This window comes from Microbacterium alcoholitolerans (assembly GCF_050408615.1).
In the GTDB taxonomy this organism is placed as follows: domain Bacteria; phylum Actinomycetota; class Actinomycetes; order Actinomycetales; family Microbacteriaceae; genus Microbacterium.
In genome coordinates this window covers 1,579,634-1,594,445 of sequence record NZ_JBNTKD010000001.1, presented here as the reverse complement: position 1 = coordinate 1,594,445, position 14,812 = coordinate 1,579,634, and the positions used below count along the sequence as shown (strand labels likewise).

The following is a 14,812-nucleotide window of genomic DNA, read 5'->3' as shown; positions in this document are numbered from 1 at the left end:
TCCCCCTATGGCGCTTCTGCTGCTCTCCGTAGGATTGCCTCATCGGTCCGAGAGAGAGGGAGACCATCGTGAACATGGACATGGCGGATGCCAGCCGGCTGATGGCGGAGCTGCAGGAGACTGCGGCGGAGCTGCAGCGGGAGCTGCGCGCACTGTCGGCCGCATCCGACGAGATGACCTCTGTCACGGTGGAGGACGAGAAGCGGGCCGTGAAGCTCACGCTCGCTCGCAACGGCGCTGTCGAGGCGATCGTCCTCGACGAGGACTGGCGGGACACGATCGGCGAGGAGAGCCTCGGCCTCGTCGTCAGCACGTGTTACCGGAGTGCTCTCGAGCAGCGCATCGGACTGTGGATGAAGGCGTACACCGAGAACGCCGAGGAGGCGATCGCGACCGCGAACGTGCCGGTGCCGATGCCCGCCCCGGTCGAGCTCGGAGACCCCAGCGCGGACTGGGCGATCGAAGGCCGGGAGCAGCTGCGTGCCATGTACGACGCGGCGGATGCCGAGCAGCAGGACTTCCTGGCGCACCGCGCGCAGCGCGCCCGTCAGGCCCGCGACGGCGTGAACTCGTCGAAGACCATCGCGGTCACCCGCGAGGGAGACACGATCACCGCGGTGACGCTGGACGAGCGCTGGGTTCGCAACACGAACGACAGCGTGATCGAGCGCGAGATCGTCGCCGCGATGAACGGCGTCATGGCGATGGCCGCTCGCGAGCGCGAGAACAAGTATGAGGGTTTCCCGGCGATCGAGCAGCTCGCCAAGATCGGGCACAACCCCAGCGAGCTGATGCGCCGCATGGGCGCCATCCGCTGAGAGAGGAAGTGTAGACATGGGTGTACTTGGTGACATCGTCGATGCCGTCAACCCGGTGGATGAGATCGTCGACTTCGCAGGAAACGTCGCGGAGGGGGATCCCATCGGCGCACTGACGAACGTGCTCGATGCGGCCACGCCGATCGATGAGATCGTCAGCGCGGGCAACAACGCGGCCCAGGGGAACTGGGGATTCGGCGGCGGCTCCGATCCGTTCAGCGGCGGCGTCGACACTGCCGACCCGGCGCCGCTGCCCGAGGCAGAGGGGGAGTCGGTGCTTCCGACCCCACCGCCACAGCCCGGGCCGTCGTCCTTCGGTCCCGAAGGCGAAGTCGACGTCAAGACCGAGTTCCTGCGCAAGGACGCCGGCCTCTGGGATTCGGCCGCGAGTTCATACGGCTCGATCACGTCCGCGGCCGAAGGGCTGGATATCGACGCAGCGGCGTTCTCGTTCATCGGCGGGCAGGCCGCGAGCGCTTACAAGACGTTCCAGGCGACGATGGTGCAGCTTCTCGGCACGGCGCCCGGTGCGCACACCGGCTTCGCTGAGTCGCTTCGGCTGACCGCGACGTCATACGACGACACCGACCAGACGTCGGGAACGAACCAGAAGAAGGACGTGAGCACGTCTGAGCCGACCGTCAACGGCGGCGGTGGCACCGGCGGTGGCACCGGTGGTGGCGGTACCGGCGGCGGCACCGGTGGTGGCGGAAGCGTCGGCGGCGGCGGAAGCGTCGGGGGCGGCGGGAGCACCGGTGGCGGTGGCGGAACCGTCGACCAGCCCCAGGTCGACGGCGAGATCGACGGCGAGGTGCAGGACGACGCCCTCGATGCAGAGCTCGACGCGAAGGCGGACCAGCTCGACGCGCGTGCGGACGCACTCGATCGTCAGGCTGACCAGGCCGATAAGCACGCCGACACGGCGCAGCAGCAGGTCGAGGCCATCGAGGCGGAGATCGACGCGCTCGAGGACCGTGCGGCGGAACTGGACCGCAGCGCGACCGATCTCGATCGGCGCGCCACGGAGCTCGATCTGAAGTCGGAGCAGCAGGCGGCTGCGGGCGATCCCGACGCCGCGCTGCAGACGCGCACCGAGTCGGCGGCGCTGCGGGCGGATGCTGCCGCACAGCGCGCTGAGGCGGCCGCGATCCGTCTCAAGATCGAAGAACTCGAGGCAACGCAGGACGAGGCATTCGAAGAGATGACGGATGCCCGCGAAGATGCCGCCGAGCTGCGCGACAAGGCCGCAGATCTCCGTGACCAGGCCGCAGAGCTGCGCGACCAGGCCGCCGGCGGCGCATCGAGCGCTGAGGTCTCCGGCGACGTCGATGTCGCACCGGCTCCGGAGCCGGACGTCGATGCCGAGCTGCCTGATGAGACCGGCGGTGATGTCACGCCGACTCCTGAGCCGAACGTCGATGGCGAGACCGGCGGCGACGTCGACGGCGAGCCCGCGCCGGTTCCGGGTGAGGGTGACGTCGATGGCGAGCCGACCCCGGTTCCCGGTGAGGGTGACGTCGAGGGTGAGCCCACCCCGGTTCCCGGTGAGGGTGACGTCGATGGCGAGCCGATCATCGCTCAGCCCGCGCCGGCGCCCATGCCCGCCGAAGGCGGCATCGCGGCAGAGCCCGGAGATACGACGAGCGACTCCACCCCCGCAGCCGCGGTGCCCACCTGGCAGACCCGGCTCAACAGCTGATCTCCCGACTGGAAGAAGACGAAATCATGGCAATACGTCCCAGGATCCCCCGCGTACCGCACGGTGGCGGCCCGTCCGGTTCCCCCAACCGTCCCCCCAGCGCATTCGGCCCTGGCGCCGACCGCTCGCCCAGCACGCCGGGTCGGCGCGGTCCCGCCGGCGGCAGCGGCCGGGACAACGCATCGGATGTCGCGAACTCCAAGTCGAAGTTCCAGGAATTCGTCGACGGCGCGAGCTCGGTGATCGGTCTCATCAATGAGCTGATCGGACTCGCGACGCACATTCCGCTGATCGGCGATCTGATCGCCAAGATCCAGGAACTGCTCAACAAGATGTTCGAGAAGGTCAACGAGGCGATCTCGAAGACTGCGGAGATCTTCGCCTACGTCGGCAGCCCGACCACGCTCCGCCAGGCCGGCCTGAGCTGGGTGGAGAGCGTGGGCGCGCCGGCGACGCAGGCCACCGCGACCATCGTGCCGTCCGCGCTGCCGAGCACGGGGAACTGGGAGGGCAAGGCCCACAACGCCTACATCGCACGGGTCGAGCTGCAGCAGCCGGCTGCGGAGGATGTCTACTCCAAGTGCGTCATGATCGACGAGCAGCTGAACACCTTCGCCGACGCGATCGTCGACTTCTGGGTCGCGTTCTCCATCGCCGCGATCACCACGGCGATCGGGGTCGGGCTCGGCATCGCCGAGATCGTCTCGGTCATCGGCGCGCCGGGCGGGGTCGGCACCATCATCCTCGCGGTGGTCTCGTTCATCACCGACGTGATCGGCCTCGTGAACATCATCCTGACCGCCAACCAGGCCGCGTCGGACTTCATGATGGAGGTCACCAACTCGCTCGGCTCGACCGCCGCGTTCCCCAACGGGGCATGGCCCCGCCACACGGCGGCGTGACGGTGTCCGGGGGGATGCAGCCGGCAGAGACCACCGCGGACTCGACATCGCGGGGCGCGCTGCTGCTCGACTTCGGGGGCCGTCGCGAGAGCATCCCGGCCGGGACGGTGTTCGTCATCGGCCGGGCCGCGGATCTCTCCATCGACTCGAACCCGTACATGCACAGGCGATTCCTGGAGATATCCGAGCGCGACGGCATGTGGTGGCTGGCCAACGTCGGCTCCGGGCTCACCGCATCGGTGGCGTCGGCTGACGGGCTGGCTCAGTCGTGGCTTGCCCCGGGGTCATCGATGCCGCTGGTGTTCGGCGTCACCACCATCATGTTCACCGCCGGCTCGACGACGTACGAGCTGTCGCTGACCGCGGAGACGCCGTTCTACGAGGTGTCGACATCTTGGACCCCGGTCTCTGAGGCGAGCGGGGTTGCCGAACTCCTCTCTCCCATGCAGCGGATCGTCCTCACGGCGCTGGCGGAGCCGCTGCTCCGCCGGCGCGCGGAGGGGGCGGTGCAGCTTCCGACGGCAGAGCAGGTGGCCACGCGACTCGGATGGCCGGTGGAGAAGCTCGAGCGACGGCTGGGGAGCCTGTCCGACAAGTTCGCCCGCCATGGCATCCGAGGTCTGGGACGCGGGACCGACGGCGAGACCCCCGCAGCCCAGCGCGCGCGTCTTGTGGAGCACGCGGTCGGCGCGCGGATCGTGACCACCGACGATCTGTCCCTGCTCGACGCGTTCGTCGCGCAGGAGACCGCCGGCGCCAGTGTGTGACCCATCGGCTCGCAGAGAGTGCATCGGGTCGAGCTGATATACACATAGCGGTGCTTTCGCGCCGCGAGGAGGGGTCGCGCGTCGTCGACGCGCGACGAAGACGACGAGGAGAATCCGCATGAGCACACCGGCCGGATGGTACGACGACGGTTCCGGGCGGCAGCGCTGGTGGGACGGCACGCAGTGGACCGAGAACTACGCGCCCGCGGGCGAAGGCGACGACGGCGCTGCCAGCCAGGCGGCGCCTGCGCAGTCGGACGTCCCGTACCCCGGAACGTCGCTGGCCTCACCGGCATCCGCGGGTCCGAAGCTGACGCCGACGCTGGGTTTCGTCGGTCTGGGTCTGGCGGTGCTGGGCACGATCCTGGCGTGCATCCCGACGGTGGCCACTTTCGTGATCGGAGGCGTGGTGCTCCTGGCTGCGCTGGTGGTGTCGCTGATCGCCGTGTTCAAGAAGAACACGAAGAAGTGGCCCTCGGTCGTCGGGATCGTCCTGTCGGTCGTCGGCGGGATCATCGGCGCCATCGTGTTCTCTGTCGTGCTGTTCGTGTCGCTGGTGAGCACCGCCGGCCAGGGCTTGCCGTCGGCAGTCCCCGTCCCGCCGGCCAGTGAGCAGCCCTCCGAGAACGCCGACTCGCGTCCCTCCCCGGAGTCGCTCGGGGAGGGCACCAGGATGCTGCTGCACGACGGGGGCATCACGCAGTACGACGATGTCCCCGGGTTCTACCTGTGCACCGGGCAGTACTTCTACGACTCCGAGCTGTCGGACGAGGCTCTCCAGCTCGTCGCCGCCGGAGCCGATATCACCGGCCCGGAGCGGGATCTGGCGATCCAGGTGGCGGCCGAGGCGACGATGGCCTGCGATCCGCAGTAACCGATGGATGGGGAGCAATCCCCATGGAGGCCCCGCGGTCTCTCGGGTTAGTATCGTCGCGAGCGGGATCTCGGAGGGGAGTGTGATGGTCATGAAGGTCATGCAGATGAACGCGGACTACGCCGACTCGCAGGTGAAGCTTCTGCAGGAGTGCGTCGAGACGCTGGCCTCATCGCGGAAGGTGATGGTCAATCTCCGTGAGGGGCAGACCGCCAGTCTGTGGACGGCAGATGGAAAGGCCGTCGCTCTGACCGATGCGCTCAAAGGCCGGTACAACTCCGCGCAGCTGTGGCTCGACGAAATCGGCCGGCAGCTGGAAGACGCGCGCGTGGATCTCGAGAAGGCGATCAAGGAGACCGATCAGCTGGACGACGGTCAGAAGGCTTACTACCAGAATCTGCTCTACAACGTGTCGGGCGGACCGACCAAGGCCATCGCGGTCTGATCGGGGGGAACATGGGACAGCACGTTGAAAGACTCAACCGTCTGAAAGCCAACCGCTCGAACTTCATGACGATCGGTCTGAGCATGTCTCAGACGGCGCAGCGCACCGTATCGGCCGTGGCGGTCAGATCAGCGTCGGCGAACCTGCAGAAGGCGACGCGGACCGAGGGATTCGAGGGAGATCTCGGTGTTCTGATCAGCGACAAACTCGCATCGCTCCATGCCGAGCTCGCGCGCTTCGACGAGTACCAGGAGCAGCTCGGCAAGTCCGTCGGACTTGCCAATGACGCGCTGCGGAACACCGCGGGAGGAGTCGACGGGCTTCCCGAGACGGGACTGACGACGCAGCAGCAGAGCACGATCGACATGGCGACCAAGACCGGAAGTCCGGTGCAGGTCTCACCGGGAGTATCGCTCACGCCGACCCAGGCCGCCCAGTGGTACCGGGATCAGGCCGAGGCGGAGCAGGAGGAAGCCGCGCGCAAGCTCAACGAGGCTCTCGACATCCGTCTTCAGGAGATCATCGACGCCATGCCCGTGTCGGAGTACGACGAGAAGCCTCCGACGAAGGACAGCGCCGATGGCGACGGTCCCAGCGGCGGCCCCGCTGTGCATGGCCCCGGCCCCGGTGGAGGGAACACCGGCGTGACCGGCCCCGGCTCGGGCGGGCAGGGCGGAACCGGTAACGGCGGCTCCGGCAGCGGCGGCTCCGGCAATGGCGGATCCGGTGTCGAAGGCCCGGGCACGAACAATCCCCCGACCATCACGCATCCGCCCATCGCACGCCCTCCGCTGCCCGAGCCGCCCATCGGCTGGGTCCCGCCTGAAGAGCCTCAGGGCCCGAACGTCGACGGCGGCATCGATGGTGTCACGCCGCCGCCCGGCGGCACCGGCCCCGGTGGGGGCATCAACGGGCCCGGACCCGGCGGTGGAATCACCGGACCAGGGCCCGGCGGTGCGAACCCCGGTCCTGGTGGCGGTGTCACCGGCCCCGGCGGATTGGTCGGGCCAGGCGGCGCCGGAGGTGCCCGCGTGGCCGGGGGCCTCGGCGGTGCCGGAGGTGTCGGCGGCGCTGGCCGTGTCGGCGGCATCGGCGGAGTCAACGGCCCGGCTGGAGCCGGAGCCGCAGGTGGCGCGGGTGGTGTCGGTGGAGTCGCTCAGGGCGGCGCCGGGTCCGGATCCCGCGGCATGATGGGCGGCGTCCACGCCGGAGCCGGCGGAGCTGCGGGCAAGGGCAGGAAGAATCGTCGACGTGGTCAGGATCTGCTCGCGTACGAGATCGATGACGAGGGCGACGAGGTGGTCGCTGATCTCGGTGCCGCCGGCGCAGCCGGAAGCTCGTCATCCGACGGCAGGGAAGAGCTGGGCTGGTAGACAGCCGTACACGTCCGCCCACTCGCACTCCGCGGGTGGGCGGACGTTTCTGTGTCAGCGGACGCCTCTGTGCGGTGGGGTCCGCGTCAGTGCGCGATGACGCGGATGATGCAGTCGCCGAGTTGCAGAACCATCCCTGGAACCAGAGTGAACCGCTGGTGCGGGGTCATCGGACCAGAGCGGCCGTCACCCGTGCGAAGCGCAGACCCGTTTCCCGATCCGAGATCCTCGAACCAGGTCTGATTCTGGAGGATGCCGAATCGGCCGTGTGTGCGTGACACCGAGCGGTCGCCATCGGGGACGGCGATGAGGGCGGCATCCGTGCGTTCGCCTTCAGGCAGGCTGGGGGCGCGGCCGATGTAGCCGGTGCCGCTGATCGGCACCGTCGTGCCGTCCTGGAACTGCAGCGCGACCGTCGCGACATCGACGGACGCAGGCTGAGGTGCCGCGTCGGGGGTGGCCTGCGCGGCGGTCGGCGCCGAGGACGGCGCAGCTGCTGCGGCCTGCCGGGCGGATGCCCGCGTCGCCGCCGCCTGCGACGGGAGCGGTGCGACGGGAGCCGGCGCTGGGGCCGGCGCCGCCCCCTGCGCACGAGGGGCACCATCCGCCCGGAGTGCATCCTGCACCGGAGCGGCGCCCTGCGCCGGGACTGCGCTCTGCGAGCGGTCGACGACCCGTCGGAAGGTGAGCTTCGCGTCGCCGCCGAGGACGAGCACGTCCCCTGGCACCAGGAAGCACGGGGTGTGCGGCGCGAGATCGGTGACGCTGCCGCCGAGATGATGGACGGCCGCGCCGTTCGCCGAGCCGAGATCCTGGACCCACAGCTGATCGTCCTCGACACCGAAGGACGCATGGGTCCGCGAGAGCGAGCGGGCGCCGTCCGGCACGCGCACGAGCACGGCGTCCGGGATCGACTCCGGCGCGCGCGGCGCGCGACCGATGAAGCCCAGGCCGGATGCGCGGATCACCGTGCCGTCGCTGAGCTCGAAGACCGGCACCGTGGCCGCACCGGACGGGACGTAGGGCTCCTGCACGGGAGCTTGAGCAGGAGCAGGAGTCGCTGACGGTGCGGGCGGCTGCACCGACACCGTGTGCGGTTCGGCGAGCGGCGTCCGCGTGATCAGACGCTGTTCGGGCCCCGAAGCCGCGAGTACTCCCGGAACGGCAACTGTCCCGTTGACGCGGGCATCGAGGCTCGGAGCGCCGCCGAGGTGGGCTCCCGCCGACTCCCTGGCCTTCTTGACATCGATCACGCGAACGCGAGAGACGCCGTCCAGCGCACCGGAAGCGGTGAGTCCCAGTGGAAGCAGGATCGGGATGATGTGCGCCAGGCCCACCAGCAGGCTGCGCGGCAGCAGACGGGGAGCGCCGACGCTGAGAGGGCCCTCTCGACGCACGGTGCGGATGCCGCAGACCAGGTTTCCCGGCGTCGCACCGCTGTGGCCCTCCCAGATCCAGCCGATCGCCCACAGCTCGATGACGGCGACGGCGACGAGCGGCAGAGAGCCGGTGAACAGCCAAACGAGCACCCCGACCATGGCGACGATCGCCACGTCGATGAGGTAGGCGCCGGCGCGCTTTCCCGCCGATGCATCCTCGCGCGCGTTCGCTGTGCCGTCGGAGCGCACCTGCGGAACGGCCGGCGGCGGCGTGAGAGCAGGCGGCGAGAGAGTCACGAGAAGACCTCCAGAATCTGTCCGGCGATCCCGGAGCCGTACACGAGGGCCGCGGGCGACAGTGCGAGCAGGATGGCTTCGATGATGTCGCCGGTGCGAGACCAGCCCAGCGAGCGCCAGTCGCGGGCCAGCGGCACCGCCATGCATCCGACGATCGTTCCCGCGACCACCAGGACGATCGCGACCAGCAGCGGGCTGACGTGCAGGGCTCCCAGCAGTGCCGTTGACGAGAGCACGACGATCACCGTGCCGGTGATCAGAGCGGCACCGCGCGACAGCCCGTCACGCAGCTTCCGCGACGTCAGAAGGAAATAGCATCCGATGCCCACCGATCCACCGAGAATGCACCATGCCTCGATCGAGTCGCCGCCGACGGTGAGCAGCGTGTACATCGACGACAGCAGTGCCAGGATGCATGCCGTGACGGTGCCCGCGTCCGAGCGCCGCCGTGCCCGGAGGAACTGGCGCGCAGCTCGATCCGCGTGGATCGGCGAGGGCTCGACCGGCGGCCGCGCGCGGATGCCCTGGGCATCGCGGATCACGAACGGGGTGTCGATCAGATCGTCCGGATCGACGTTCAATGCGCCACCGCGCATGTAGTGGAAGATCGGGGCAGCGCATGCGAGCTGCACTGCCGCGATTGCCGCCGCCGACACCTCGGCGATGAACGCCGCGGCGTTGAGGACGGCGAAGACCGCCCAGAGAGCCGCGATCACTCCGGTGGCGCCGGCCGAGTCGCGTCCGTGCACGCGCGCTCTGGCATGACGGACGCAGGCGGCTGTCGCGCCGGTCACCGCGCCGGCTGCCATCATCGCCCCCGCGTCGCCGAATCCGGCGAGCGCCACGGCGCCGCCGGCTGCGGCGAGGAGAGGCGCGAGGAAGGCGACGTACACGTTCTCGTCGCGCACCGGCTGCGCGAGCAGCGCGATCGAGGCGGCCAGCAGCACGATCGCCGAGAGCAGGATGGTCAGCGGCGTCTGCGCGATCGTCGCGCAGGCGACCATGCCGATCGCGACGGCGAGCAGCACGCTCAGCAGCGTCCACCGCCCGCGTCCCGGTGCCGTGGAGGCGGCGGCGGTCTCGACCCGCGACGGCCGTGCCGGAGCGGAGCCTGCCGCGGCCCGGTCGAACAGCCAGATCACACCGCCGTCGCCGGGGGTGGCCGACACTTCGCTCTCCAGCTCGATGGCGGTGCCGGACGTGGTGATGCCCATGTAGCGCCGGAGGTCGACGCCCCCCACGGTCAGCAGCTCGGCGACGGTCGAATCGGCGGGGACGACCAGGTCGTGTCGGCTGTGCGCATCAGCGACAGTGAGACGAATTGTCTTCGCTGCCATGCCCAGCCCCTCGACGATCCTCGGCATGACGACGCTTCATGCCCGCACCCTGACACAATAGTATGCGACTCGAGGAGGGCATGCTGTGAGCACCACCACCAGCCGTCGTGCGCCGAAACCCCCGGCCGGCGGCCAACTCACCCTGCAGCAGGCACCGGAGCTCCCCAAGCCGGAGGGGGCCTCGAACACGATGATGATGGCGCTGCCGATGGTGGGCAGCCTGGGATCCGTCGCCGTGCTCTCCCTGACGCAGGGTGGCGATGCCACCCGCACCTACATCATGGGCGGGATGTTCCTGTTCATGGCGCTGTCGATGGTCGGCGGTCAGATGTGGCGGCAGAAGTCCCAGCACGCCACGAACGTGGAGAACACTCGACGCGAGTACCTCGCCTATCTGTCGGAGACGCGGGACGCCGTGCGAGAGGTCGCTTCGCGTCAGCGGCGGTACGAGGAGTGGATGCTGCCCGCACCGGAGATCCTGCCGTTCATCGTCGAGGAGGGATCGCGGGTGTGGGAGCGCACCGTCGGCGATCCCGAGCTGCTGATGGCCAGGGTGGGAACCGCGACGCAGCCCCTCGCGATGACACTGGACGAGGCGCCGATCCCGGCGCTCGCGCAACTGGACCCGGTGAGCGCCTCGGCCGCCCACCGCTTCGTCCTCACCCACGATCAGGTGCCCGATCTGCCGTTCGGCATCGATCTGGCCACGTGCGCGAAGCTCGAGGTCGTGGGCGACACCGTTCGCGCCCGCGGTCAGGTGCGTGCGATCATCGCGCACCTCGCGACGTTCGTGGCACCGGAGGATCTGCAGATCGCGGTCATCGCGGCGGCCGAGGATCTGGCGTACTGGGAGTGGATGAAGTGGCTCCCGCACGCCCAGTCTGACAGCGTGTCGGATGCCGTCGGCGGCGCTCGCCGGATCGGCTCGTCCTGGTCGCAGCTCGAGCCTCTCGTGACCGACATCCGCTCGCGCGGCCCGATCAGCGGGCAGAGCGGCGGCGCCGTGCCGCACCTCGTCGTGATCACCGACGGCACGGATCTGCCGCCGGGTCACCCGCTCACCGAGGAAGGCGGTCTGGACGGTGTCACCGTGCTCGACATCCCACGCGCCTGGGGTGAGCTGGCCGACCCGTTCACCATCCGGCTCGTGATCGGCGATGCCGCTGACGGCGTCTCACCGCTGACCGTCGCGCGGCGCGGCGTCGGCGCGGTGCAGGCATCACCGGATTTCCTCGGCATCGCATCGGCGGAGGCCGTGGCCAGGCGGTTGACCGGGCTGGTCGAGACGGCGGACGACGAGGAGGCGGCCGGCGGAGGCGGCGCCCGCACGATCTCGGCGGAGCTCACCGATCTGCTGGGGCTGCCGGACGTGCGCGACTTCGACCCGGAGGTCGCCTGGCGGGCCCGGTCGGCCCGTGACCGACTGCGCGTGCCCATCGGGCTCACCGCGTCCGGGCAGCCCATGGTCCTCGACATCAAGGAGTCCGCGCAGCAGGGCATGGGCCCGCACGGCATGCTGATCGGTGCGACGGGTTCCGGAAAGTCCGAGGTGCTCCGCACGCTCGTGCTGTCGCTCGCGCTGACGCATTCGTCCGAGGCGCTGAACTTCGTGCTGATCGACTTCAAGGGCGGTGCGACCTTCGCGGGCATGGCCGACATGCCGCACGTCTCGGCGGTCATCACGAACCTCGGCGACGACCTGACGCTCGTGGATCGCATGCAGGACGCCATCCAGGGTGAGATGACGCGCCGCCAGGAGCTGCTGCGCGACGCCGGGAACTTCGCCAACGTGACCGACTACGAGGCCGCGCGCAAGGGCGGCCGCACCGACCTCAAACCGCTCCCGGCGCTGCTCATCGTCGCGGACGAGTTCTCCGAGCTGCTGGCCGCCAAACCCGACTTCACCGAGCTCTTCGTCGCGATCGGTCGTCTGGGCCGCTCACTGCAGGTGCATCTGCTGCTGTCGACCCAGCGGCTGGAGGAGGGCAAGCTGCGCGGGCTCGAATCGCACCTGTCGTACCGCATCGGCCTGAAGACCTTCTCCGGTGCTGACTCGCGGGCGGTCATCGGCGTTCCCGACGCCTTCACCCTGCCGGGCGGCGGCGGTCACGGCATCCTGAAATCGGATGCCGAGACGCTGACCCAGTTCCGGGCAGCCTACGTATCGGCGCCGCCGAAGACCCGCAGGCGGCGAGCGGGCTCGACGCCGGAGGCGGGCGAGGTCGAGCAGCCGATCCGCGCCATCGAGGCCCGGGCGTTCACCGCGGCACCCGTCATCGTGGAGGAGACGCCGACCGAGCAGCAGGCCTCGACGCCGGAGGCCCCGGGCAGCGAGCCCCAGGAGAAGCGCGTCACCTTCGACATCGCCGTCTCGCTGATGAAGGGCAAGAGCATGCCGGCCCACCAGGTCTGGCTGCCGCCGCTCGAGGTGCCGCCCACGTTCGATGCGCTCCTCGGGGACCTCGTCGAGGATCCCGAGCTCGGCCTCATCTCGCCGAGATGGCGCCAGGCCGGGGCCCTCACGCTGCCGCTCGGCATCGTCGACCGTCCGCTCGAGCAGCGTCGTGACAGCCTCGTGATGAGCCTGGTGGGCGCCGGCGGACACCTCGCGATCGTCGGCGGCGCGCGCAGCGGCAAGAGCACGCTCGCCCGCAGCGTCCTGACCGGTATCGCGCTGACTCACACCCCGCTCGAGGTGCAGTTCTACGTGATGGACTTCGGCGGCGGCACGTTCGCGCCGTTCTCGAAGCTGGCGCACGTCGCCGGTGTCGCGGGCCGGAACCAGCCGGACGTGCTGCGCCGCATGTTCCAGGAGGTCGTCGGGATCGTCAACAACCGCGAGCGGTACTTCACCGCGAACGGGATCGACTCGATCGAGACGTACCGCCGACTGCGTGCACAGGGCCGAGCCGACGACGGGTACGGCGATGTCTTCCTGATCATCGACGGATGGTCGACGATCCGCTCGGAGTTCGACGAGATGGAGTTCGAGATCCAGGCGCTCGCCGGCCGGGCGCTCACCTTCGGCGTGCACCTGGTGGCGACGACGGCCCGCTGGATGGACTTCCGCACCGCGATCCGCGACACCTTCGGCTCGAAGCTCGAGCTGCGGCTCGGCGACACCAGCGACTCCGAGATCGACCGCAAGGTCGCCGCGAACGTGCCGCAGGGACGTCCGGGGCGAGGCCTCGCGCCATCGAAGCACCACATGCTGACGGCGCTGCCGAGAATCGACGGATCCGGCGATCCGGACACGCTCAGCGAGGGCGTCGAGGATCTGATCGAGCGCGTGAACGCCGCTTGGAAGGGGCCGCGGGCGCCGAAGCTGCGCCTGCTTCCCGAGATGCTCGAACTCGACGAGCTGCGCCGTCGTGCCGCGGGAACGCGGCTCGAGAAGCACGTCCTGCTCGGCGTCGACGAGGCCGAGCTCGCGCCGACCGCGTTCGATGTGCACCGCAACCCGCACCTGTACCTCTTCGGTGACAGCCAGTCGGGCAAGTCGACCTTCCTCCGGGGTTTCGCGCAGGAGATCATGCGCACCATGCCTGCCAAGCAGGCGCAGTTCTTCGTCGTCGACTACCGGCGGGCGCTCCTCGCCGAGATCCCCGACGAGTATCTCGCCGGCTACTTCACCACGGCGGACCAGGCATCCGAGGAGCTCGCGGGGCTCGCCGAGTATCTCAAAGGCCGGATGCCCGGCCCCGACGTCACGCCGCAGCAGTTGCGTCAGCGCTCGTGGTGGTCGGGTGCCGAGGTCTTCGTTCTCGTCGATGACTACGACCTGGTGGCCACCCAATCGGGCAACCCGATCGCGGTGCTGCAGCCCCTCCTCGCGCAGGCCTCCGACGTCGGACTGCATCTCACGATCACCCGACGCGCGGGCGGCGCATCGCGCGCCACCTACGAGCCGGTGATGCAGACCCTCCGAGACCTGGCTGCGCCGGGCATCCTGCTGTCCGGAAGTCCCGACGAGGGCCAGCTGCTCGGCAACATCAAGGCGTCGTTCGCCGTTCCGGGGCGCGCGAAGGTCGTCACCCGTGAGCGCGGGCTCGAGATCATGCAGCTGGCGCACGCGCCGTCGTCGCAGCTGTGAGGCCGTCAGGATGCCGTGCGCATGGGGAGGGCTGCGTGGGCAGTGCTACCCATAGGCATCCCATCATCGGATCCGTAAGGTAATAGTTGTCGCCGGGAATCGGCGTCACGGCCCTCAGGGCTGAAAGACACTCAGGGCACATGCCCTCACAACCAGGAGGTGACCGTGAACAGACAAGTCTCCGCAGCGGATGGTGCCCTGCAGCGTGGTGCCAAGATCGTGAACGACTCGAAGACGACGATCATCACGGAGCTGAACGCGATTCAGAACAAGCTCTCCGGCATCGGCGCAGCGTGGGCCGGATCCGGTTCGACCGCATTCCAGGCGACGTTCGCGCAGTGGCAGGAGAAGTCCCGTCGCATCACGAACACGCTCGATCAGTTCGAGCAGAACCTGCTCGACTCGCAGACCACCTACACGGCGACCGACGACTCGTCCGCCACGGCCCAGAAGAACCTGCAGAGCCGTCTCGGCTGAGCCGGAGGGGAGAGACATCATGAGCAACAGCGGATACAAGATGCAGTTCGGTACCGTCGAAACGGCGGGTACTGACATCGGCAGCGCAGCGAACAACCTCGAGACCAAGCTGAACGACATGGACACGGCGCTCAAGCCGCTTCAGGCCGACTGGACCGGTGAGGCGTCGGAGGCCTACGTTCAGGCGAAGATCCAGTGGACCAAGGCGATCAGCGAGATGAAGGTTCTTCTCGCGGACATCGGTCGTCAGGTCATCCAGGACGCAAACGACGCTCAGTCCAACGAGGGTCGCAACAAGAGCCGCTGGTGACCAGCACGGCGTGCCGCCACTGACGGCGGACGCACTACCGG

Annotated in this window: 12 protein-coding genes; 10 read left to right on the top strand and 2 right to left on the bottom strand. The window is 69.2% G+C overall.

The features are described 5' to 3' along the window. The first annotated feature begins 68 nt into the window (after positions 1-68). The 7 genes from ACQUSX_RS07645 to ACQUSX_RS07615 all read left to right on the top strand — a co-directional run bounded on the left by ACQUSX_RS07645 (position 69) and on the right by ACQUSX_RS07615 (position 6,878). A complete protein-coding gene (locus ACQUSX_RS07645; protein ID WP_428906346.1) occupies positions 69-818 on the top strand; it encodes a hypothetical protein in 750 nt (249 codons plus the stop codon). A 16-nt stretch (positions 819-834) separates the two neighbouring features. After that, positions 835-2,517 carry a type VII secretion target gene (locus ACQUSX_RS07640; protein WP_428906345.1) on the top strand — a complete coding sequence of 561 codons (1,683 nt, stop codon included), beginning with the start codon at positions 835-837 and terminating at the stop codon, positions 2,515-2,517. A gap of 26 nt (positions 2,518-2,543) precedes the next feature. Then, complete coding sequence (locus ACQUSX_RS07635; protein WP_428906344.1) at positions 2,544-3,419, top strand: hypothetical protein; 876 nt, start codon at positions 2,544-2,546, stop codon at positions 3,417-3,419. Continuing rightward, positions 3,395-4,186, top strand: a complete 792-nt coding sequence (locus ACQUSX_RS07630) for a hypothetical protein (protein ID WP_428906343.1) — start codon at positions 3,395-3,397, stop codon at positions 4,184-4,186. The genes ACQUSX_RS07635 and ACQUSX_RS07630 overlap by 25 nt, the downstream gene beginning before the upstream one ends. Before the next feature lie 118 nt (positions 4,187-4,304). Next, a complete protein-coding gene (locus tag ACQUSX_RS07625; RefSeq protein WP_428906342.1) occupies positions 4,305-5,060 on the top strand; it encodes a DUF2510 domain-containing protein in 756 nt (251 codons plus the stop codon). Positions 5,061-5,145: 85 nt separating this feature from the next. Beyond that, the gene (locus ACQUSX_RS07620) at positions 5,146-5,505 is read left to right on the top strand and encodes a hypothetical protein (protein WP_428906341.1); all 360 of its coding nucleotides are present in this window, start codon (positions 5,146-5,148) and stop codon (positions 5,503-5,505) included. 116 nt (positions 5,506-5,621) lie between these two features. Continuing rightward, a complete protein-coding gene (locus ACQUSX_RS07615) occupies positions 5,622-6,878 on the top strand; it encodes a hypothetical protein (protein ID WP_428906340.1) in 1,257 nt (418 codons plus the stop codon). 86 nt (positions 6,879-6,964) lie between these two features. Here ACQUSX_RS07615 and ACQUSX_RS07610 read toward each other — a convergent pair whose 3' ends face one another. Continuing rightward, positions 6,965-8,554 carry an FHA domain-containing protein gene (locus tag ACQUSX_RS07610; protein WP_428906339.1) on the bottom strand — a complete coding sequence of 530 codons (1,590 nt, stop codon included), beginning with the start codon at positions 8,552-8,554 and terminating at the stop codon, positions 6,965-6,967. After that, positions 8,551-9,891 carry a hypothetical protein gene (locus ACQUSX_RS07605; protein ID WP_428906338.1) on the bottom strand — a complete coding sequence of 447 codons (1,341 nt, stop codon included), beginning with the start codon at positions 9,889-9,891 and terminating at the stop codon, positions 8,551-8,553. The genes ACQUSX_RS07610 and ACQUSX_RS07605 overlap by 4 nt, the downstream gene beginning before the upstream one ends. An 85-nt stretch (positions 9,892-9,976) precedes the next feature. Between ACQUSX_RS07605 and eccCa the strand changes: the two genes are divergently transcribed. From eccCa to ACQUSX_RS07590, 3 genes are all read left to right on the top strand, one after another. Next, positions 9,977-13,984: a type VII secretion protein EccCa gene (gene eccCa / locus ACQUSX_RS07600; protein WP_428906337.1), complete on the top strand. Its 4,008-nt coding sequence runs from the start codon at positions 9,977-9,979 to the stop codon at positions 13,982-13,984. A 165-nt stretch (positions 13,985-14,149) separates the two neighbouring features. Continuing rightward, positions 14,150-14,461 (top strand): WXG100 family type VII secretion target, encoded by a 312-nt coding sequence (locus ACQUSX_RS07595; RefSeq protein WP_428906336.1) that lies wholly within the window; start codon positions 14,150-14,152, stop codon positions 14,459-14,461. A gap of 19 nt (positions 14,462-14,480) precedes the next feature. After that, on the top strand, positions 14,481-14,771 hold the full coding sequence (locus tag ACQUSX_RS07590) for a WXG100 family type VII secretion target (protein WP_428906335.1): 291 nt from the start codon (positions 14,481-14,483) through the stop codon (positions 14,769-14,771). Positions 14,772-14,812 lie beyond the last annotated feature (41 nt).

Coding starts and splice junctions, on each gene's coding strand:
- ACQUSX_RS07590 (WP_428906335.1), top strand. CDS start 14,481: ATGAGCAACAGCGGATACAAGATGCAGTTCGGTACCGTCGAAACGGCG.
- ACQUSX_RS07640 (WP_428906345.1), top strand. CDS start 835: ATGGGTGTACTTGGTGACATCGTCGATGCCGTCAACCCGGTGGATGAG.
- ACQUSX_RS07605 (WP_428906338.1), bottom strand. CDS start 9,891: ATGGCAGCGAAGACAATTCGTCTCACTGTCGCTGATGCGCACAGCCGA.
- ACQUSX_RS07625 (WP_428906342.1), top strand. CDS start 4,305: ATGAGCACACCGGCCGGATGGTACGACGACGGTTCCGGGCGGCAGCGC.
- ACQUSX_RS07635 (WP_428906344.1), top strand. CDS start 2,544: ATGGCAATACGTCCCAGGATCCCCCGCGTACCGCACGGTGGCGGCCCG.
- ACQUSX_RS07630 (WP_428906343.1), top strand. CDS start 3,395: ATGGCCCCGCCACACGGCGGCGTGACGGTGTCCGGGGGGATGCAGCCG.
- ACQUSX_RS07620 (WP_428906341.1), top strand. CDS start 5,146: ATGGTCATGAAGGTCATGCAGATGAACGCGGACTACGCCGACTCGCAG.